The sequence below is a fragment of the Chengkuizengella axinellae genome (assembly GCF_030730905.1).
Classification (GTDB): domain Bacteria; phylum Bacillota; class Bacilli; order Paenibacillales; family KCTC-33759; genus Chengkuizengella; species Chengkuizengella axinellae.
In genome coordinates this window covers 102,747-123,110 of record NZ_JAVAMP010000010.1, presented here as the reverse complement: position 1 = coordinate 123,110, position 20,364 = coordinate 102,747, and the positions used below count along the sequence as shown (strand labels likewise).

18 protein-coding genes are annotated in these 20,364 nt (G+C 35.8%); all 18 read right to left on the bottom strand.

The window, feature by feature from the left end; translation table 11 throughout:
* Nucleotides 1-2: 2 nt before the first annotated feature.
* The 18 genes from Q5Y73_RS17540 to Q5Y73_RS17455 all read right to left on the bottom strand — a co-directional run bounded on the left by Q5Y73_RS17540 (nucleotide 3) and on the right by Q5Y73_RS17455 (nucleotide 20,183).
* Complete coding sequence (locus Q5Y73_RS17540) at nucleotides 3-272, bottom strand: deaminase domain-containing protein (protein ID WP_305993211.1); 270 nt, start codon at nucleotides 270-272, stop codon at nucleotides 3-5.
* A complete protein-coding gene (locus Q5Y73_RS17535) occupies nucleotides 259-1,896 on the bottom strand; it encodes an RHS repeat domain-containing protein (protein ID WP_305993210.1) in 1,638 nt (545 codons plus the stop codon). The genes Q5Y73_RS17540 and Q5Y73_RS17535 overlap by 14 nt, the downstream gene beginning before the upstream one ends.
* Before the next feature lie 281 nt (nucleotides 1,897-2,177).
* Nucleotides 2,178-3,590 carry an argininosuccinate lyase gene (argH, locus tag Q5Y73_RS17530; RefSeq protein ID WP_305993209.1) on the bottom strand — a complete coding sequence of 471 codons (1,413 nt, stop codon included), beginning with the start codon at nucleotides 3,588-3,590 and terminating at the stop codon, nucleotides 2,178-2,180.
* A 12-nt stretch (nucleotides 3,591-3,602) separates the two neighbouring features.
* On the bottom strand, nucleotides 3,603-4,799 hold the full coding sequence (locus Q5Y73_RS17525) for an argininosuccinate synthase (protein WP_305993208.1): 1,197 nt from the start codon (nucleotides 4,797-4,799) through the stop codon (nucleotides 3,603-3,605).
* Between the two features lie 153 nt (nucleotides 4,800-4,952).
* Nucleotides 4,953-5,906, bottom strand: coding sequence for an ornithine carbamoyltransferase (gene argF / locus Q5Y73_RS17520; RefSeq protein WP_305993207.1), 954 nt, complete (start codon nucleotides 5,904-5,906; stop codon nucleotides 4,953-4,955).
* Nucleotides 5,903-7,099, bottom strand: a complete 1,197-nt coding sequence (gene argD, locus Q5Y73_RS17515; RefSeq protein WP_305993206.1) for an acetylornithine transaminase — start codon at nucleotides 7,097-7,099, stop codon at nucleotides 5,903-5,905. Before argD ends, argF begins: the two co-directional genes overlap by 4 nt.
* Nucleotides 7,100-7,505: 406 nt before the next feature.
* Entirely contained in the window at nucleotides 7,506-8,306 is an 801-nt protein-coding gene (argB, locus tag Q5Y73_RS17510; RefSeq protein WP_305993205.1) for an acetylglutamate kinase, read from the bottom strand.
* Nucleotides 8,307-8,361: 55 nt separating this feature from the next.
* Complete coding sequence (gene argJ, locus Q5Y73_RS17505; RefSeq protein ID WP_305993204.1) at nucleotides 8,362-9,591, bottom strand: bifunctional glutamate N-acetyltransferase/amino-acid acetyltransferase ArgJ; 1,230 nt, start codon at nucleotides 9,589-9,591, stop codon at nucleotides 8,362-8,364.
* Between the two features lie 16 nt (nucleotides 9,592-9,607).
* Nucleotides 9,608-10,657 (bottom strand): N-acetyl-gamma-glutamyl-phosphate reductase, encoded by a 1,050-nt coding sequence (gene argC, locus Q5Y73_RS17500; protein WP_305993203.1) that lies wholly within the window; start codon nucleotides 10,655-10,657, stop codon nucleotides 9,608-9,610.
* A 96-nt stretch (nucleotides 10,658-10,753) separates the two neighbouring features.
* The gene (locus Q5Y73_RS17495; RefSeq protein WP_305993202.1) at nucleotides 10,754-11,650 is read right to left on the bottom strand and encodes a YitT family protein; all 897 of its coding nucleotides are present in this window, start codon (nucleotides 11,648-11,650) and stop codon (nucleotides 10,754-10,756) included.
* An 83-nt stretch (nucleotides 11,651-11,733) separates the two neighbouring features.
* Nucleotides 11,734-12,841, bottom strand: a protein-coding gene (gene prfB, locus Q5Y73_RS17490; protein WP_305993201.1) for a peptide chain release factor 2 whose coding sequence is annotated in 2 segments (ribosomal slippage) — nucleotides 11,734-12,768 and nucleotides 12,770-12,841 — 1,107 coding nt in all. Because the reading frame shifts where the segments join, the coding sequence is not laid out codon by codon here.
* Between the two features lie 100 nt (nucleotides 12,842-12,941).
* Nucleotides 12,942-15,467: a preprotein translocase subunit SecA gene (secA, locus tag Q5Y73_RS17485; protein ID WP_305993200.1), complete on the bottom strand. Its 2,526-nt coding sequence runs from the start codon at nucleotides 15,465-15,467 to the stop codon at nucleotides 12,942-12,944.
* 610 nt (nucleotides 15,468-16,077) lie between these two features.
* A complete protein-coding gene (gene hpf, locus Q5Y73_RS17480) occupies nucleotides 16,078-16,632 on the bottom strand; it encodes a ribosome hibernation-promoting factor, HPF/YfiA family (RefSeq protein WP_305993199.1) in 555 nt (184 codons plus the stop codon).
* 520 nt (nucleotides 16,633-17,152) lie between these two features.
* The gene (locus Q5Y73_RS17475; protein WP_305993198.1) at nucleotides 17,153-17,383 is read right to left on the bottom strand and encodes a hypothetical protein; all 231 of its coding nucleotides are present in this window, start codon (nucleotides 17,381-17,383) and stop codon (nucleotides 17,153-17,155) included.
* 65 nt (nucleotides 17,384-17,448) lie between these two features.
* Complete coding sequence (locus tag Q5Y73_RS17470; protein WP_305993197.1) at nucleotides 17,449-17,784, bottom strand: flagellar protein FliT; 336 nt, start codon at nucleotides 17,782-17,784, stop codon at nucleotides 17,449-17,451.
* On the bottom strand, nucleotides 17,777-18,172 hold the full coding sequence (gene fliS, locus Q5Y73_RS17465; RefSeq protein WP_305993196.1) for a flagellar export chaperone FliS: 396 nt from the start codon (nucleotides 18,170-18,172) through the stop codon (nucleotides 17,777-17,779). Before fliS ends, Q5Y73_RS17470 begins: the two co-directional genes overlap by 8 nt.
* A 25-nt stretch (nucleotides 18,173-18,197) precedes the next feature.
* Nucleotides 18,198-19,766, bottom strand: coding sequence for a flagellar filament capping protein FliD (gene fliD, locus Q5Y73_RS17460; RefSeq protein ID WP_305993195.1), 1,569 nt, complete (start codon nucleotides 19,764-19,766; stop codon nucleotides 18,198-18,200).
* A 15-nt stretch (nucleotides 19,767-19,781) separates the two neighbouring features.
* Nucleotides 19,782-20,183, bottom strand: coding sequence for a flagellar protein FlaG (locus tag Q5Y73_RS17455; protein WP_305993194.1), 402 nt, complete (start codon nucleotides 20,181-20,183; stop codon nucleotides 19,782-19,784).
* Nucleotides 20,184-20,364: the final 181 nt, after the last annotated feature.

Genomic DNA, 20,364 nt, shown 5'->3' with positions numbered 1-20,364 from the left:
TATTAAGGTTTAATCCTTACACCATTATTATGAATAACTTCAATCTCAATATTTGAATATTTGTCTGCAAACTCTGATATTACATTATTACAACTCGCACATGTATCCAACTCTGTAAATAGCTTGATATTCCCTGTAGCTTCTGTATTATCTCCTAGTCTATCAGCTATATCATTAAGTATTTTATACTCAGTGTCACTACTCCTTAAATAAGGTTTACCATCTTTACCTGGAACCTTAGTTGCTTCAAACATAGGATCACTGGGTTTCAAAGAAATATCCGGAGCTCTCTGTTTTATCAATCCCTTCAATTTCCACTTCTGCTAATGCAAAGTTACCACTTCTTTTATATGCACTTGGTAACTGTCCTCTTAATTCCGCTACTCTATCTAGAATGTGTCCTTCTATATCTTTATCAATTTGGTTTGTTTCAAACTTTTTCTTTGGTAGAAGAAGATCCTTAATTTTACCTGATTGAGATAATAGTATAGTAGCTACAATAGTTCCTGCAATAGCCGCTTTCTCTTCTTTTGATAGCTTATTTATATTATTTTCTAGATTTCTTAGATCTTCATCAAGATTAAAGAATAGGTAGTAACCAGCATCGAAAACTTGATTTAGTGCTTCCTGACTCGTATCACTAATTGTTCCTATTGGATCATCTTTAATATCTTTTAAAAGTTCAGCAGTTCCAGTAATCGTTCCATATATACTATCCCAAGCTTCAGTTAAGAACCCTTTCAGTGCTTCATCAGGATGTTCAATAGTAGCTCCTGCAAAGCCCCCTTTTTGAATTTCAAAAATTAAATCTCGCAAATACTTATCGAAATTATTTATTAAATCAATAGCTTTAATAGTTTCTTCCAAAATATCCAATTGTTCTTCATAGTATTCCTCATATTCTGGTAACAGGTTACCATAGTTATCTAGTGTCGGATCTGCATCAAATGCAACAAGGTTCCCCTCATAAAAATTATCAAAAGATGGAATTGGTTTTCTTCCTAACCAACCCTTTCTTCCATTATATTGCATCCCTCTTTTAAATAATAAGTCTTGTTTTGTAAATTCTTGTTGTTTTTCTTGACTGCCCAACAATACATCCTGTAATTTAGAATTATTTTTTATAATATTACCAATATTACCAGGAATAAAATCTAATATATCCATTGGAATTGGACTACTATTAGGTTTGTTTTTTGAACTATTATCTTTCCTATTTGTTGTACTTTTACTTGGCTTTTTCTTATCTGGCTTTTTCTTATCTGGCTTTTTATCTTTCTTTGGTTTTACCCAATCTTTCTTCGGTCCGCCCAAACTACCTTTTCCAGGAGATTTCGATTTTGGAAGAGGTAAAGGAATATGTCCTGACGGATCCACATACATATTTGGATTATTGTATGCATAGGTGTATAAGTTCAAACTAAGCGGATTAGCATCTTCACCCCAGTAACTATCTCGTGAAATAAACCTGGCTGTGTAAGGATCATAATATCTAGCTCTTAAGTAATATAATCCACTTTCTTCATCATAAAATTCTCCAGCATAACGAATTGCATTAGCTTCCACCTCAACTGTTAGAATAGGATTACCAAATACATCATAGTCATATTGATTTTTCAGTTCCCCATCTTCTGATACAGTTTGTACGACATCACCATGCCCATTAAATAAATAGTATGACAGCTCATTGAATGAATTGATCTTTGCAATATAGTTCAATCCTCGAATATATCTAAATTGTTCTGTTCCACCTTGATTTGTTTCTAAAATCACATATTGTTTATCATAAATAAAATTTGTTTCTTCAAGTGGAACCTGGCGTGAAATTTCACTGGAAGATTTAAATATTGATCCCGAGTTTGCTTCAGCATTAAATACTATCTTTGAAAAATTCACTATAGCGAAACCACATTCTAGAGAGATCATCAGCACCTTTATCAGAAAAAATCCACAAGAATTTATACAATTTAATTGAATTCATTGGACCTAAAAATATGATAGATTGAACAAAAACTCCAATTGGAGTCTCTCGGAGAAGTAGTCGAATACTTCTTTAGTGGTAGTTTTTGTTGAACCTTAAAATTTGTAATTTTATAAATTATTAAGTTATAAACAAAACAACCCTCTCCAAATCAGTTCACTTTGGAAAGGGTTGTTTTTATATTCACTTTATTAAATTAGTTCTTTTCCATATGCTGCTCAACCCACTGCTCAGTTTCCTGTGTCGCAGCTTCCGCACGGTTGATCGCTTCTAACACTTGGTTAGAGGCTGTACCACCATATACGTTTCTAGCATTAACAACCTGCTCAGGTTGAAGGGTATCGTATATATCTTTTTCAAATAAGTTAGAAAACTGCTTAAATTCCTCAAGCTCTAAATCCAATAAAAACTTTTTGTTTTGAATGCAATAAAGCACTGTTTTTCCGATCACTTCATGTGCTTGACGGAATGGCAGGCCTTTATTCACTAAGTAGTCAGCAATATCTGTTGCATTTGAAAAGTCCTCATTCACGGCTTGTCTCATTTGATCTTTATTTACGGTCATCGTTTCAATCATTGGTGCAAACAATTGCAGAGCACCTTGCAAAGTATTAACCGTATCGAACATGCCTTCTTTATCTTCCTGCATATCTTTGTTATACGCTAACGGAAGTGATTTCAACAAGGTCAATAATCCTACTAAATGTCCATAAACACGCCCTGTTTTTCCTCGAACGAGTTCAGCTACATCCGGATTTTTCTTCTGCGGCATGATACTGCTGCCTGTACAAAACGCATCATCTAGTTCAACAAAATCAAACTCATTGCTAGACCATAAAACTAACTCTTCACACAAGCGAGATAAATGCATCATGATCATCGACGCATTCGATAAAAATTCGACAATAAAATCACGGTCACTTACGGCATCCAAGCTATTATCATAGATTCGTTCAAAGCCTAATCTTTCTGCTACAAATTCACGATCTATTGGAAATGTTGTTCCTGCTAAAGCTCCAGCACCTAAAGGCAACGTATTGATACGTTTAAAGCTATCCTGCAATCTTTCAATATCTCTTTGAAACATAGATACATAAGCCATCATATGATGTGCAAAAAGGATTGGTTGTGCACGCTGCAAATGAGTATACCCAGGCAATATGGTTTCTACATGTTGTTTCGCTTGTCCAATCAGAGCTTGCTGCAATTTGTTTAATAGATCTACAAATTCGTTCACTCTTTTACGTAGATATAAGTGCATATCTGTAGCAACCTGATCATTTCGACTGCGCCCCGTATGTAGTTTTCCACCTACAGATCCAATTTCCTCAATAAGCAGTTTTTCAATATTCATGTGAATATCTTCATCTGCAACGGAAAATTCGACTTCCCCACGACGAATTTTCCCTAGCACAGCATGTAATCCCTCTCGAATCTTATCTACATCTTCATAAGGGATAATGCCGCACTTTCCTAACATTTGCACATGAGCCAAGCTACCTTGAATATCCTCTTCAGCTAATAGTTGGTCAAAAGAGATCGATGCAGTATATTCTTCTACTAATTGATCTGTTTTTTTCGTAAAACGCCCACCCCATAGTTTTGACACGTGAGTTCACTCCTACTTTTTATTCACCTTCGCTTGAACCTTTGTAGGCAATCCAAATAACTCGATAAAACCTACTGCAGAATTATGGTCAAATTTATCATCTGAGTTATAAGTTGCTAACTCAAGATCATACAAAGATTTCTCAGATTTACGTCCAACAACCGTTGCATGCCCTTTAAATAGCTTAATACGCACAATCCCTGAGACATTTTTTTGCGTTTCTTCAATGAAAGCCATCAATGCTTCACGGATCGGTGAAAACCATAAAGCTTCATAAATAACCTGTGATAATTTATGTTCAATGATCGGTTTAAATTGAGCCACTTCACGAGGCAGTGTTAGGAACTCCAATTCTTTATGTGCATTCATAATGACGACTGCTCCTGGTGTTTCATACACTTCACGTGATTTAATGCCCACTAAACGATTCTCTACATGATCTATTCTTCCGATCCCATGACGTCCCGCAATTTCATTCAATTGTAAAATCAATTCATATAATGGTTTTTGCACTCCATTGATTGCCACTGGAACACCTTGCTCAAAGGTTAATTCTAGCTCCTCTGGCGTATCCAATGCTTTATCCAATGAAACGGTCATATCATAGGCACCTTCTGGCGGTTCAGCCCAAGGATCTTCTAGTATACCACATTCGTTGGCACGACCCCATAAATTTTGATCCACACTGTATGGATTATCTAAATCTACTGGAATTGGAATATCGTGTTTTTGTGCGTATACAATCTCTTCATCTCTAGAAAGTCCCCACTCTCTTACAGGTGCAATCACTTTTAAATCAGGATTTAATGCGGCGATGGATACTTCAAATCGAACTTGATCATTTCCCTTTCCTGTACAACCATGCGCTACCGCAACTGCCCCTGTTTTTTCAGCAAACTCCACTAAAATCTGTGAAATTAAAGGACGTGAAAGTGCTGATACCAAAGGATACTTTCCTTCGTACATCGCATTAGCCTTTATAACAGGCAATACAAACTCATCTGCAAAACGCTCTCTAGCATCAACTACATAAGATTCAATAGCTCCTACTTTTAGTGCTTTTTCACGAACAAAATCTAAATCTTTACCTTCCCCTACATCAAGCGCTACTGCTACAACATCATAATTATATTTTTCTTGTATCCACTTAATAGCTACGGAAGTGTCTAAACCTCCAGAGTAAGCTAATATGATTTTCTCTTTACTCATTTCTCTCTCTCCTCAAACCATTTTAATTTTAAAAATATAATGTAATCTATATACTTAATGACTATATCTAGCAACTTCTACATCAATGTGAAAAACGAAACGTTAAAGTATATTTTTTATGAAGTCACTCTTAGGAAAATCACTTCATTCATCTTACAGAATCGAAGCCATAATCGCCTTTTGTGCGTGCAAACGATTTTCAGCTTGATCAAATACGATGGAATGTTTTCCATCCATAATGTCGCCTGTTACTTCTTCCCCACGATGTGCTGGAAGACAGTGCATAAACAAATAATCAGATTTTGCATATTTCATTAGATCCTCATTAACTTGGAAGTCCTTAAAGGCTTGGATTCTTTCACCCTGCTCTTCTTCAAAGCCCATACTTGCCCACACATCTGTATATACAACATCTGCATCTGAAGCAGCTTGTTTTGGATCGTTGTGAATTTCAATATTTGCACCCGTAACCAGCGCATTTTCTTGAGATAATTTAATTACTTCCTTGTTTGGTTCATAACCAGGAGGGGTAGCTATAGATAGATTCATTCCTACTTTAGCAGCTCCCATCATCAATGAGTGCACCATGTTATTTCCGTCTCCAATATAAGCCATTTTCAGTCCATTTAATTTCCCTTTTTGCTCAACAATCGATTGTAAATCAGCTAGAACCTGACACGGATGAGATAAATCAGTTAAACCATTAATTACAGGTACTGTTGAACCTCTAGCTAAGTCTATTAATTTACGATGTTCATACGTGCGAATCATAATTCCGTCCAAATATCCTGACATCACACGTCCTGTATCCCAAATACTCTCACCACGTCCAATTTGCAAATCATTTTTACTTAAAAATAAAGCCGAACCTCCTAGTTGGTACATTCCAACTTCAAAAGAAACTCTAGTTCGTGTCGATGATTTTTCAAAAATCATACCCAACGTTTTTCCTTTTAGCGGTTGAAAAAACTCTCCCGCCTTTTGCAGCTTCTTTAATTTTATGGCAAAATCAATTAAATAATGAATTTCCTCTGTTGAATAATCTATCAGGGCTAAAAAGTCTCTTCCCTTTAAATTTACGATTAAATCCTTCTCCAAAACACTCATTGTACCGTCTCCTTCCATGCTGATTTATGTTCTTCTAGTATCGTACAAATGACATCAACGGCTTTTTGCAAATCTTCTTTCTGGACGAGTAAGTTGGGTAGTAATCGAATAACATTCGGACCTGCTCCAACCACCAACACGCCTTCTTGATGTACTGCCTTTATCAAATCAGCCACCGGATGTGTACATTCAATCCCAATCATTAACCCTTTGCCTCGGACTTCTTTTACAATCGAATTATTTTTCAATCGTTCTGAAAATTGAGTAATCATCCAGTCTCCCAGTTCCAAAGCTCTTTGAGGTAATTTTAAGTTTGTCATCTCTTCAATCGTTGCAATAGATGCCGCTGTTATTACGGGATTACCACCAAAAGTAGTAGCATGATTTCCTGGCGTGAACGCCTCTGCTAATTTTTCCTTACCTAACATAGCTCCAATTGGGAGTCCGCTCCCTAAACCTTTCGCTACACTGATAATGTCTGGTTCAATTCCGTAATGTTCATAAGCGAACCATTTTCCTGTACGTCCCATTCCTGTCTGGATTTCATCAACGATCAATAATAAATCATGTTTTTTACATAATTCAGAAACTTCCTTTACGAAGGTTGGATCTGCTGGCATTACCCCGCCTTCACCTTGCACCATTTCCAACATCACGGCACAAGTTTTTTCATTAATCAGCTTCTCCACATCAGCACTATTGTTGTATTCCGCATAAACAAATCCTTCTGGTAAAGGTAAGAATCCATCTTGTACTTTCTCCTGTCCTGTTGCTGTCAATGTAGCTAAAGTTCTACCATGGAAAGATTGTTTAAATGTAATGATCTCGTATTTATCTTGATCTAAAATCTTTTGTTTATATCTTCTAGCAAGTTTAATCGCTGCTTCGTTGGCCTCTGCTCCGCTATTACAGAAAAACACAGCGTCAGCACAGCTAATGTCCGTCAGTAAAGAGGCTAGTTTTTCTTGATTAGGAATGGTAAAAAGATTGGATACATGCCACAGCTGATCCAGCTGCTCTTTCACTTTTTGTTTCACAGACTCAGGTGCATGCCCTAAGTTTGTCACTGCAAGACCGCTCATCATGTCCAGGTATTCGTTGCCTCGGTCATCCCATAATCGACTTCCTTCCCCCTTAACAAATGTGATCGGAAACCTTGCGTAGGTTGGAAATAGACAGCTTTTTTCACTCATTCGTTTTCACCTCTTTATAATTAGTTAAAATATAAAAACTTTAAGATACTGCAAGTAATTCAGCTATAAGTCATTTACTTTTACTCCTTTCATTTGCCTACGTTAATGTACCTCTACTAAAGACAGCCACGTCCATGTGGCAACGTAGACATCAGCACTTCCTGTGCAAGTCAAGTCAGTCCCAAAAGTAAATGACTTGTAGGTGGAGTAAATTAATAAACAAACAACACATTAAAAGTATTTCAGTTAAAAGTAATTTGCTCTTTTTTGTTCCACTTGCACAAACCGCAAAAGTCTCTCTAAGAACAAATCACTTATTAACGAGGAGTATTTCCCAAACCAATTACATGCTAGTGATATTTATAAGTCTTACAAAAAAATAAAACAATATATAAGAGCTGTAAAATTATTTCGTAATCCTAGTCCCGATATTCTCACCTTTAAGAACTTTCGTTAGTACGTTCGGCTCTGCACCATTAACAATAAGAACTTCTTGCACGTCACCTTGGATACATTTCATTGCAGCTCTAACTTTCGGGATCATACCTCCAAAAATTTCACCTGAATGAATCATCTCCTCAATTTCTTGCGCTGTAATGTTCGGAAGCACTTCTTTTTCCCCATTCTCTTCCTTCATTATGCCTGGTACATCCGTTACTACAATCATTTGCCTTACCCCTAAATGTGAAGCTACGGCACCTGCGGCTGTATCTGCATTCACATTGTACCTTTGACCATTCTTATCTATTCCTACAGGAGCAATGACTGGTATATAACCCGCATCAATCAAGTTGAGGATAAGTTCCGAATTCACTTTTTTGATATCTCCTACATATCCTATTTGATTTACATTATGAACAGGTTCTGCTTCAAGCAAGTCACCATCAACACCAGAAAGGCCTAGGGTTATCGCTCCACTCATTTGAATTTTGCGTACGATCTCTTTGTTCATTTTTCCTGAGAGAACCATTTCAACAACATCTAAAACTTCATTCGTTGTTACTCGTAATCCATCAATAAATTCTGTTTCTATATTTAATTTTGTCAAAGTATTTGAGATAGCTGGACCCCCACCATGGACGATTACAGGTGAAAAACCTTCGTCTTGAAGTCTTTTTAACTCTTGGAAAAAGGTTATGGGCAGACCAGTCAACGTACTGCCTCCACATTTAAGCACAAAATTTTTGGGATTTATGATACACCTCATGTTGCACCTCCTCTATTTAATAAGTTACGACAAATTCTCTCACTTTTAGGGAACGCTAGGTTCTATAGGCTGCATTGATCCGAACGTACTCATAGGTTAGATCGCAACCCCATCCTTTTGCATATCCATTACCTATATTCAAGTTGACATGAATGTGAATTTCATTCGCTTTTTTCAAGTAAAACTCAGCTTGATGCTCATCAAATGGAATGGGTGTAGATTGTACCATCATCTCTATTTTCCCAAGTCGGATATCTATGGTATCCGGATCTACTGGAATATCTGCTCTTCCAACGGCTGCAATGATTCTCCCCCAATTGGCATCTGCTCCAAAAATCGCAGATTTCACTAAACTTGAACCAATGATCGTTTTTACTGCTTTTCTAGCATCCTCATCCGTTTCTGCTCCGACAACTTCAACTTCTACAAGTTTCGTAGCACCTTCCCCATCTCTAGCAATTTCTTTTGCTAGTATCTCTGCCACATGTTGAAAAGCGGCTTTAAAAGCAAACCAATCTGGATGACTTGGATCTAAAGTTACATTGTCAACTAATCCACTTGCCATCACTAAAACCATGTCATTCGTGCTTGTATCTCCATCAACGGTAATCATATTGAAGCTCTCATCTGTTACTTCATTTAATAAGGATTGCAACTGGGTATGTTCTATATTCACATCCGTTGTGATGAACCCAAGCATTGTAGCCATATTCGGATGAATCATACCTGATCCTTTTGCTGCTCCACTGATGTAAGCTTTTTTTCCGTTAACTTCTACTTCTACACAAATATTTTTTTCTGTTAAATCTGTCGTTAAAATGGATTGACCAAAATCATTGCCCCCACCATCACTTATGCTTTCTGGGAGCTTCTTTATTCCTTCTATTACTTTCTCCATTGGCAAACACTCACCAATTACTCCTGTAGAAGCTACTGCAACATGATGCTCTGGAAGTCCCAACAACTTAGCTGTTTCACTTCTCATGGTTAGTGCGTCTTGATTGCCTTGTTTTCCAGTACATGCATTGGCATTCCCGCTATTTGCAACAACTGCCTGAAGCTTACCTTCTACTTGCAAGCTATTTTTAGTGACACCAATTGGAGCTGCCTGAATTTTATTTAATGTATATACAGCGGCTGCATTAGCCGGTACTTCACATACAATGGAACCAATATCATAACGCATTGATTTTTTGATCCCACAATGTAAACCACACGCTTTGAAACCTTTAGGTGTTGTAATGGAGCCATCACGCATGATCTTAAAAGATTGTTCAGAACTCATCGATCTCTTCTCCTCATCATGGGTACACTGGTGTCATTTGTAACCCAGTTGTTTCATCCCATCCCATCATTAAATTCAAATTTTGTATTGCTTGACCTGCCGCACCCTTCACGACATTATCTATAACTGAAAGAATCGTAACTCTACCAGTGCGTTCATCAATAGAAAATCCAATATCACAGTAGTTTGATCCAGATACTTCTTTGGTAGATGGCCAGCTGCCTTTATTTCGGATTCGTACAAAAGGGCGACCTTTATAATAATCTCTATATTCATTAATTAACTGTTGTTCATTACATGGTTCTAAAAGATCCGCATACATGGTACATAGAATACCTCGAGTCATCGGAACTAAATGAGTTGTAAAGGTAATGGTTGTTTGCTCGTTAACAATACCGCTTAAAGTTTGTTCAATTTCAGGTATATGCTGATGCTGATTCACTTTATACGGTTTTAAGTTTTCGTTCAACTCTGCATAATGGACAGATAATCCTAATTTTCTTCCTGCCCCTGAAGCTCCTGACTTTGCATCAATGATAATCGATTTTGGATCAATTCGTTTCATCGATAAAGCCGGGATTAGACCTAAACTAGCAGCCGTCGGATAACAACCTGGATTAGAAAGCAATTCCGCTTCTCTAATTTCCTCTTTAAAAACTTCGGACAAACCATAAATAGCTTGCTGTAAATGGGCTTCTGTTGGTGGTGTATGTTTATACCACTTTTCATATAATTCTCCTGACTTCAAGCGATAATCACCTGATAAGTCAATCACTTTCAATCCTGCTGCTAATAAATCAGGAATCAATCCCGAACTTACTCCTGAAGGTGTAGCCGTAAACACAACGTCTGCTTTATTTTGTATAACATCTATATCAACTTGATCTAAGTCTAGTTCCATTACATGATTTAAATGAGGAAAACCAACTGCAATCGATTCTCCAGCACTTGAGGAAGAAACCACCGAAGTAATCTCAACCTTGGGATGATGAAGTAAAAAACGAATCAGTTCAACCCCACCATATCCTGTTGAACCGATGATAGCTGCTCTGATTTGCTTGCTCATCTAATAATTCCCCCGTCTATTTATTCAATGATATGTATTATTATACATTTTAGGTTATATAAATTCAATGGTCAATTCTTCTAAAAAAAATTTTTTTTATGGGGTTAATTTAAATCCTTCCCCCAATACCTCATTCGTATCACTAAGAATAATGAATGCATTTGGATCAATCGATCTAACCAATGTCTTTAACTTTGTAACCTCTGTTTGACCAACTACAACCATGAAAACGATTTTCTCTTCCTCGGTATATCCTCCATATCCAGAAAGCTTTGTTAAACCTCGGTCTAATTGATTTATAATCGCTTCTTGAACTTCTTCGGTTTCTTTCGTAATAATATATGCTACTTTTGAATATGAAAAACCAATTTGTACAGCATTAATCGTTCTGCTAGTCACAAACAAGCCAATCAAGGCATACATCGCCTTTTCTGGAGAAATCAAAATTCCTGCTGTTAAAATAACTAATCCATCTAAAATAGCTAAGGATAATCCCAAGCTTAATCCTGTATATTTATGTATAATCTGCGCAGCTAAGTCTATTCCTCCTGTTGAACCACGTCCACGAAATACGATACCTAATCCAAGTCCAATTCCAATGCCTCCAAAAATGGTCGCTAACAATAAATTATTCGTAGGAGGGGTTAAGTCACTTGTCATTAAAACAAACAAAGGCATAATAACAGAACCTACAGCTGTTTTTATACCAAATTTCTTACCTAATAAAACGATCCCTGCTAAAAATAATGGAATATTAATTAACCATTGAGTAATCGCCGGTTCAAAATTAAACAATGAATACAGAATAGTTGAGATTCCAACAACCCCACCTGATGCAATTTCATTCGGATTTAACAGTAAATTAAAACTAAATGCTACGATAAAGGATCCTATAATTAAATGAAGATATTCTAATATCTGTGACATAGGTGATCCATATTGAATGATTGGTTTTTTTCTGCGTGAACGATTATTTAGTATGTTATTTTGCATATAATTTCTCCTTACCATGAAAAACACCCTACATTGATATGCAGGGTTTGTTTATAAGTTAAAAGTTGTGTTGTTTGTTACAGTTAGTTTTGATCAATTTGTTTTCTTAAATACCCGTCAATAAATGGATCAAGTTCTCCATCCATTACAGCATCTGTATTTCCTGTTTCTACACTAGTACGGTGGTCTTTGACCATACTATACGGATGAAATACATAAGATCTAATTTGACTGCCCCAACCAATTTCTTGTTGTTCCCCACGGATTTCTGCAAGTGCTTGCTGCTGCTCTTCAATTTTCTTTTCATACAATTTAGATCTTAACATCTTCATGGCTTGCTCTCTATTTTTAATTTGAGAACGTTCATTTTGACAAGTCACCACGATGCCTGAAGGAATGTGTGTAATACGTACAGCTGAATCCGTTGTATTAATATGCTGACCTCCTGCACCACTAGCTCGGTAAGTGTCTATCTTAAGATCTTCTGTATTAATCTCAATTTCTACATCATCATCGATTTCGGGGACTACATCACACGATACAAATGATGTATGCCTGCGGCCTGATGAATCAAATGGAGATATGCGGACTAAACGATGAACTCCTTTTTCTGCTTTTAAATACCCATAGGCATTATGGCCTTTGATTAAAAGGGTGACACTTTTCACCCCTGCTTCATCCCCTGGTAAATAATCGATGGTATCTACTTTGAAGCCTTTTTTCTCCGCCCATCTTCGGTACATTCTTAACAGCATTTCTGCCCAATCCTGAGACTCTGTCCCTCCTGCACCTGGATGCAGCTCTAAGAAGGCATTAAATTTATCATATGGTTCACTTAATAATAATTGCAATTCATAGCTTTCCAGTTTTTGTTGGAGCTGTTTAATGCTCTCTATAATATCACTTACTAAACTTTCATCGTTTTCTTCTTCAGCAAGCTCCATCATTAAAACGGTGTCTTCAGATTCTTGTGCTAGACCTTCAAATTGCTCTACTACGGATTTAATCGCATTCACTTCAGAGATCACTTTTTGCGCTTTATTCTGATCATCCCAAAAATCGGGTGCTGACATTTTCTCGTCATAGTCTGCAATTTGCTCTTGTTTTAGATCTAAGTCAAAGAGACCCCCGTAATTGTGTAATTCGGTTTGCGATTTCTCGCAGGTCTTGTTTTACTTCAGGTTCAATCATCTTTAAATTTCTCCCTTTTCTATTAAGTCGCTGCAGAGAAAAGATTGCCTCAATTCACTCTTACGACAATCCATTTCTCTTTCTCTTTTATTATACTTTTTTAAGCTTGTTCTTTACCATGACATTGTTTATATTTCTTACCGCTTCCGCATGGACAAAGTTGATTGCGTCCAATTTTTGCTTCAGTGCGACGGTGTGTTCTTGGTTTTTTCCTTTCTTCTCTAGCTGCTTTTGGATCTTGCGCTTGACCTTCTGCCACAGCTTCACGTTGTACATTCGCCTGTACATTCGCCTTCATAATGTAGGTGGAAACCTCTTCTTGCACACTTCCAATCATTTTCTCGAACATCTCAAAACCTTCAAATTGATATTCACGAAGTGGATCTGTACCTCCATAGGCACGCAGGTGAATCCCTTGACGCATATGATCCATCATATCAATGTGATCCATCCATTTTCGATCTACTGCACGAAGCACGACAACTTTTTCGAACTCACGCATGATTTTTTCACCTAGCTGCTCTTCACGTGCATCGTACAATCGTTTCACTAGGTCTCTCATGACTTCAACAATTTCTTCTTTTTCTTTACCTTTAAGTTCTTTTTCTGTAAGCTGACCTTCATGTAAAAAGGTTCCATTCGCATAATCAATAATCGCTTTAAGATCCCATTCCTCTGGTACTAAGTCTGGAGGACAATGCGCTTCTGTAATTCGATCAATTACGGAATAAATCATTTCTATAGTGACTTCACGAATGTTTTCAGATTCCAATACTTCCCTACGTTGTTTATATATAATCAAACGCTGCTGGTTCATAACATCATCAAATTGTAAAACGATTTTACGAACGTCAAAGTTATTTCCTTCCACTCTTTTTTGTGCAGATTCAACAGCTTTAGATATCATTTTACTTTCTAACGGTTGATCCTCTTCAAATCCTAAACGATCCATCATGCTCATTATGTTTTCTGCACCAAACCGACGCATAAGTTCATCTTCAAGTGAAAGATAAAACTGTGTAGAACCAGGATCCCCTTGTCGACCAGAACGTCCACGCAGCTGGTTATCGATCCGTCTGCTTTCATGACGTTCTGTACCTATAATATGCAAACCACCCTTATCTGCAACCCCAGAGCCCAACATAATATCCGTACCACGGCCTGCCATATTTGTTGCAATCGTAACAGCGCCCTCTTGCCCTGCACGGGAAACAATCTCCGCTTCTTCTTCATGGTGTTTTGCGTTCAACACTTGATGAGGGACTCCTTTTTTCTTAAGAAGGTTTGAGATAAGCTCAGAGTTTTCAATAGATACCGTACCAACAAGTACAGGTTGACCTGTTTGATGACGTTTTATAATTTCTTCAACTGACATTTTGTACTTGCTTGCTTCTGATTTATAAATCACATCTGGCATGTCTTTACGAACCATCGGTCTGTTTGTAGGAATCACGACTACATTTAATCCATAGATTTTACCGAATTCCTCTTCTTCTGTTTTAGCCGTACCAGTCATACCAGATAACTTCTGATACATTCTAAAGAAGTTTTGCAAAGTAATCGTCGCTAAAGTCATGCTTTCTTTTTGAATTTCCATATGTTCCTTAGCTTCAATGGCTTGATGCAAACCTTCACTATATCTTCTTCCAGACATTAAACGACCTGTAAATTCATCAACGATAACCACTTCGCCTTCTTGCACAACATAATCTGTATCTCGTTTCATAATGGCATGCGCTTTTAAGGCTTGGGTAATATGGTGGTTTAAAGTTACGTGCTGATGATCAAATAGATTTTCGATGCCGTAAGCTTTTTCAACCTTGGCTACTCCGTTTTCTGTTAAAGTAACGGAACGAACTTTAATGTCTACTGTAAAATCTTCTTCTATTTTAAACGTACTTACTAAACGATTGGCTGTAATATACAATTCTGTAGATTTTGCAGCTTGTCCTGAAATGATTAACGGAGTACGGGCTTCATCTACTAGTATGGAGTCAACCTCATCTATAATGGCATAGAATAATGGTCGCTGCACCATTTGGTGGCGGTATAACACCATATTATCTCGTAAGTAATCAAAACCAAATTCATTGTTGGTTCCATAGGTAATATCACACGCATAAGCTGCTCTCTTCTCATCATGTGAAAGTCCATTTAGGTTAACACCGACTGTTAATCCTAAAAACTCATGAATTTGCGCCATTTCCTCACTTTGCGTTGTGGCTAAGTAATCATTTACGGTAATAACGTGTACACCATTTCCAGACAACGCATTTAGGTAAGCAGGTAGTGTTCCAACTAATGTTTTACCTTCCCCAGTTTTCATCTCGGCAATTTCACCTTCATGAAGGACGATACCACCAATAAGCTGCACATCAAAATGACGTTTTCCTAATTTCCGTTTAGATGCCTCTCTTACAGTAGCAAAGGCTTCAGGAAGTAAATCATCTAATGTTTCACCTTTAGTTAGTCTTTCTTTATATTCTATAGTTTTACCTGCTAATTCGGTATCTGATAAGCTTTCAAATTTTGGCTCTAAGTCATTGATTTGGTTGACCTTTTTCATGATGCGCTTCAGTTCGCGCTCATTTGGATCCCCTAATATTTTTTTGACGAGTCCTATCATGGTTGAAGAACCCCTTTCCCTAAAATTACATAATATATAAATTGTATCAGTTTGTAGTATTGCATTCAAGAAAATGGACATGAAAAGCAATACAATCAGCGAATTTTGATATATAAAAAGAAAAACCCGCCATGGGAGGGCGAGCTTCTTAATAAAAGGTGGTTGATTTAGTTTTTCTTTGCCTTTTCATTTTCCTTTTTTAAAATGGGAATGGTTGTTGTTCACAAATTCATTGTACGAAATGAAAATGAATGCTTCCTTAACGAAAGATTAAAATAAGATTAAGATTAATATACGTGATGGTTAGTTTTGTTCTTCCACTTGCATACCCCGCAAAAGTCATTCACAAAACTAACCATCACGTATATGTGAAGAAGGAAAAAATCCATCTAGAATTCTGACACATCTTGTGTCAAAAGCTAGATGAATAAAAAAGAACAAATAAAAAAAGAGAAAAACACATAAATAACATTAAAAGATTGCTGTTGTCCTCCACTTGCAAAAACCGCAAAAGTCGGAACAGCATAATACCTCTATTAAACCAAAAAACTTGACCCCCCAAAAGGATCAAGTTTTTGTTTTCATGCATTTATTATTTAGTTTTTTGATATTATCTTGCTGGTTCAATTAAACCATACTTGCCATCATCTCTTTTATATACGACGTTAACTTCTTCTGTATCCATATTTGAGAATACGAAAAAGCTATGTCCAACCATATTCATTTGTAAAATCGCTTCTTCTAAGTCCATCGGTTTTAAGGTGAACTTTTTGTTTCTTACAACTTCGAGGTCATCCTCTTCCTCTATATTTGTTTGAGAGAATAAGTTTCCATTCTCTTTAAATAGTGTTCTTAAACTGCCTTCTTGACGGAATTTACGATTCACTTTGGTTTTATGCTTTCGAATTTGTCTCTCCAATTTATCTAATACTAAATCGATAGAAGCATACATGTCCTCGCTTTTTTCCTCTGCACGTAAAATCACACCAGTTAATGGAATGGTTACCTCAACGTTCTGCAAATCCTTTAAAACACTTAATGTTACATGTACATCTGATGTAGGGGGAGCATCAAAATATCTTTCCAATTTACCTATCTTTTTCTCAACATAGTCTCTTAATGCGCTGGTCACTTCGATATTTACTCCACGGATATTATATTTCATAATGTATCTCCTCCTTCATAACTATATTTTATCATATTCACATAGCCTGTTCAAAATCCCTAGAGCTCAAAATGTTAAAGTTTTTAGAAAATTTCAATATAAACAATCTAACATTCCAATGAAAGCTTATTTTCATTGGTTATTCACAATGTTATCCACATTATCCACAGGGTTTTATATATATTTTGTGGATAATGTGGATTAATTTATTGAAATTTAATGTTAAAAGGGCTAATTTATTCACAATTAAGATAAAAATATTCCTTTATGCGAAAAAGATAACAAACATGAGTTAAGAACTAGGGTATTGGGTATTTAAATTTATAAATTTAGCGGGTATATACAAGAGAGTCTATTAGAAGGTTAAAACAAGTGGAGAGAGGCAGATTTTGAAGGAAATTGATATGAATAAATAACTCGGAAATAATAATATTCATTTATTAAACAATAGGGTATTTGTTAAAGTATCGTAAACAAAAAAGCCCTTTAAGAGCTTTTGCTAATATAGTCGTATATATTGTTAATCTTGAAACTGGCGAGCTTTTAATAGTTCTATTTCCATTTCATGTTTCCCAGATCTTCCTGCCAGATAATCAACACTTCTTTCGAGACGTTCAAACCCTTCTCTCATCTCTTGTCGAATTGAACCTGATTCATGAGCAAGTTTTAACTCTATACTGTCCAATTGAGCCTTTATTTCCCTGTGGCCTTCAACCAGTGCTTTTATTAACTGCTTGCTTTCTTCATCCATATTAGAGCTCCCTATTTTCAATCTATTTTATTATTCTATTACAAAATTCAAATAAACGAAAGTCATTATTTTTTCTTATCAAAAAATACACTATCCGCAGTATATGCATTTTGGTATGCTGACTTTTGTTTTCGCCCAGATTGTATTTTGTTCAATTCTTGTGAAGCTTCATCTTTTAGTTGTTTCATTTTCATTAGGATTTCTTTATCATATCGCGTAATGTTAACTATTGTTTGTTGAAATAATTGTTTCTGTTCATCAGTAATGCCAGAATTTTTCATTTGATTGATTATTGATTCACGTTTGTTTACAAACTGTTCTAGCTCTTTATATGTAATTGATTTAAGTTGATCATAAGTTTGTTTTGTTAGACTCTCTAGCTGCGGAATCAAACTATCCATATTGAACCTCTGTTGAATTCGTGTTCAGTGACTTACTTGCTTCTACCCATGTTTCTTTTAATTCTTGAAGAAATCCTATAACTTCCTCCATTGCTTGTACATCTTTTTTTACATTCGCTTCTGTTGTACGGTGCATCATGTACTCATATAATTTCATTAAATCTTCTGCGATATCTGCTTTTTGATCTAATGTAACCATGAATTCGTTAATGATGTTTTGTACTTTCACGATATTTGTATTGGCAGCTTCAACGTTTTTATCTTCAATTGCTACGATTGCCAATTTGCTGAATTTGATTGCCCCATCATATAACATGATTAGTAGTTTTGCTGGTGATGCCGTTTGTATGGATGTTTGTAGGTATTTGTTTTGTTGGTTTCGATACATATATACTCCTCCTAACTTATTATGCTTATTGTCCACCAAAAGCGCTTAATATGTATTCAAGTTGACTATTATACATTTCAATCGCTTGTTCCATTGCTGTAAATTGAGAATAATAACGATCTTCAATATCTATAAGTCTATCTTCCCAGTCTAAAATATCATCATCTATTCTTTTTAGTTCTTTGCCTAAAATACTTTCATCAAAGGTTGTACTAGTTCCACTTCCTGCGACTTCCGTAATTTGATTTAAAGTATTACCTATTGTATTGTAAATCTGTTCAGCAATACCTGCACCTTCTAAATTATCTTCTGATCCATTTAAAGCGAATAAACTAATCACTGCATCTGGATCCCCTTCTATTCCTAAACTTTCATTTCCTTCAATTGCTTCTCTAAGCTTATCTTCATCTAAATACAATTTCCCTAACTCTTCATAAGAACCTGTTGTAATTCCAATCGAACTTAGAGTAGAAAAAGTAGAATTTCCAGTATCTACAACCGAACTAATAGCTGTTCTCATTTCACTAATAGCTTGAGAAAGGTAATCATCATTTTTCAGTAAGCCGCTTTTTGCTTTTTCTTCCCATAGTTCAATTTCGTCATCCGTTAATGATTCCTTTTCTTCATCTGTAAGTGGATCATAATCTCTATATTTATCTTCACCTACTTTTTCTTGAAGTAAATTTAATATTTCATTATAATCATCTACAAACTGTTGAATCTTTTCCACCATCTGATCCGTATCCGTTTTGACTTCAATCGTAGTCGTAGTCCCAGTTTCTTGTAGAGTAATATTAATTCCGTTCACTTCAAAGTTATTACTTTCTCTTTCCGTAGTCATACCATTTATTGTTACCTGTGCATTTTGAGCATCTTCCTTGTTTGGACCATCTGTTGTTACATTTAATATATCCTCTAAAAACTTTAAATTTTCTTCTGAGTCAACATCTTCAAATTGGATATTTGCTGATTTACCATCACCATTCGTCAATCCCGTTTGTTTAGATATAAAAGAAACTTGACCAGTATTTTCATCATAAAATGCAGTAACATCTGTATTTTCATTAATTTCATTAATAACATCATCTAATGAATCCACATCTGTATTAACTTCAATTACTTCCGAATCGTTAATCCTGAATTTATAGGTTTCAGGCTCTAGTGAATCAGACTCCGAATCTAAATTCCCTAACAATTGTTGATTTAGTAAAGAAGCACTTGAATCAAAGTTCTCAGAACCAATCTTACCATTACTATAGTTACTTGCTGGAGTTGCTAAAGATAATACTCCAATTTGCAAGGATGAACCACTAACCGCACTACTATTTGCTGTGGCACTAACCCCATTTGTGTCACCTTTTAATTGTATCGATTTAAATGATAAGGGACCTTCTAAAGTAAATGAATATAGTTTATTATTTCTATATTCTAATATTTTAGAGTTTAAATCTAAGTATTCTTGTCTTTTCCAATCTACCTTTTGATAATCTTGTTCCTTTTGAGTTACTGATAAACGCTCTACATTCATTAGTTCTTTAACAATTGATTCGGTATCAAGCCCCGAAGCCAAACCACTGAATCTTATTGTTGACATACAACTACCCCTTTCTTAGCGGCGTTCATCTATGATGATTCCTGCCATTTCTAAACTTCTAGCTACTAAATCCAACATTTTTTCAGGAGGAACTTCTCTAATCAATTCTCCCGTCTCTTTATTTATCACTTTCACCATCATCTCATTCATTTTCTCATGCATAATATATTCAAATGATGTGGATGACAAGGCTAAAGCATTATTCGCTTGCTCTACCATTTTCACTAATTGTTTTTCACTTGGTGAAAACAACTCTCCTTTATCTTCTTTTCTTTTTAATTCCTGTACAGTCTGAACTAATCTGTCGGTTTCTAATGAAGGACTTACATTCGTTTGTGATTGTACCGCTCTTTGTTCTATCTTTGCTAATGGAGTAACTTGAGAGGAGTTTGCATCAAATGAAATATTCATACTCATATGTAAACCTCCTAGATCAATTCTTCTATATAGTTTATATCGGTAAATAAATCTCATTTTTTAATGTTAATTTAAATATATATTAAAATTCTGTACTATTTTTACTTAATGGTACTGCTTAAGTCAGAGTCGCACATTACAATTTTAACCATAAAAAAAGAAGACCCTTGAATTTAATCTA

Bases quoted from the DNA above. Each gene is read 5' to 3' on its own strand.
- argF (WP_305993207.1), bottom strand. From the start codon at position 5,906: ATGAGTGTTTTGGAGAAGGATTTAATCGTAAATTTAAAGGGAAGAGAC.
- Q5Y73_RS17470 (WP_305993197.1), bottom strand. From the start codon at position 17,784: ATGGATAGTTTGATTCCGCAGCTAGAGAGTCTAACAAAACAAACTTAT.
- argJ (WP_305993204.1), bottom strand. From the start codon at position 9,591: ATGAGTTCTGAACAATCTTTTAAGATCATGCGTGATGGCTCCATTACA.
- secA (WP_305993200.1), bottom strand. From the start codon at position 15,467: ATGATAGGACTCGTCAAAAAAATATTAGGGGATCCAAATGAGCGCGAA.
- argD (WP_305993206.1), bottom strand. From the start codon at position 7,099: ATGAGTGAAAAAAGCTGTCTATTTCCAACCTACGCAAGGTTTCCGATC.
- Q5Y73_RS17495 (WP_305993202.1), bottom strand. From the start codon at position 11,650: ATGCAAAATAACATACTAAATAATCGTTCACGCAGAAAAAAACCAATC.
- argC (WP_305993203.1), bottom strand. From the start codon at position 10,657: ATGAGCAAGCAAATCAGAGCAGCTATCATCGGTTCAACAGGATATGGT.
- hpf (WP_305993199.1), bottom strand. From the start codon at position 16,632: ATGAAATATAATATCCGTGGAGTAAATATCGAAGTGACCAGCGCATTA.
- Q5Y73_RS17525 (WP_305993208.1), bottom strand. From the start codon at position 4,799: ATGAGTAAAGAGAAAATCATATTAGCTTACTCTGGAGGTTTAGACACT.
- Q5Y73_RS17475 (WP_305993198.1), bottom strand. From the start codon at position 17,383: ATGGATGAAGAAAGCAAGCAGTTAATAAAAGCACTGGTTGAAGGCCAC.
- Q5Y73_RS17455 (WP_305993194.1), bottom strand. From the start codon at position 20,183: ATGAGTATGAATATTTCATTTGATGCAAACTCCTCTCAAGTTACTCCA.
- fliD (WP_305993195.1), bottom strand. From the start codon at position 19,766: ATGTCAACAATAAGATTCAGTGGTTTGGCTTCGGGGCTTGATACCGAA.
- argB (WP_305993205.1), bottom strand. From the start codon at position 8,306: ATGAGGTGTATCATAAATCCCAAAAATTTTGTGCTTAAATGTGGAGGC.
- fliS (WP_305993196.1), bottom strand. From the start codon at position 18,172: ATGTATCGAAACCAACAAAACAAATACCTACAAACATCCATACAAACG.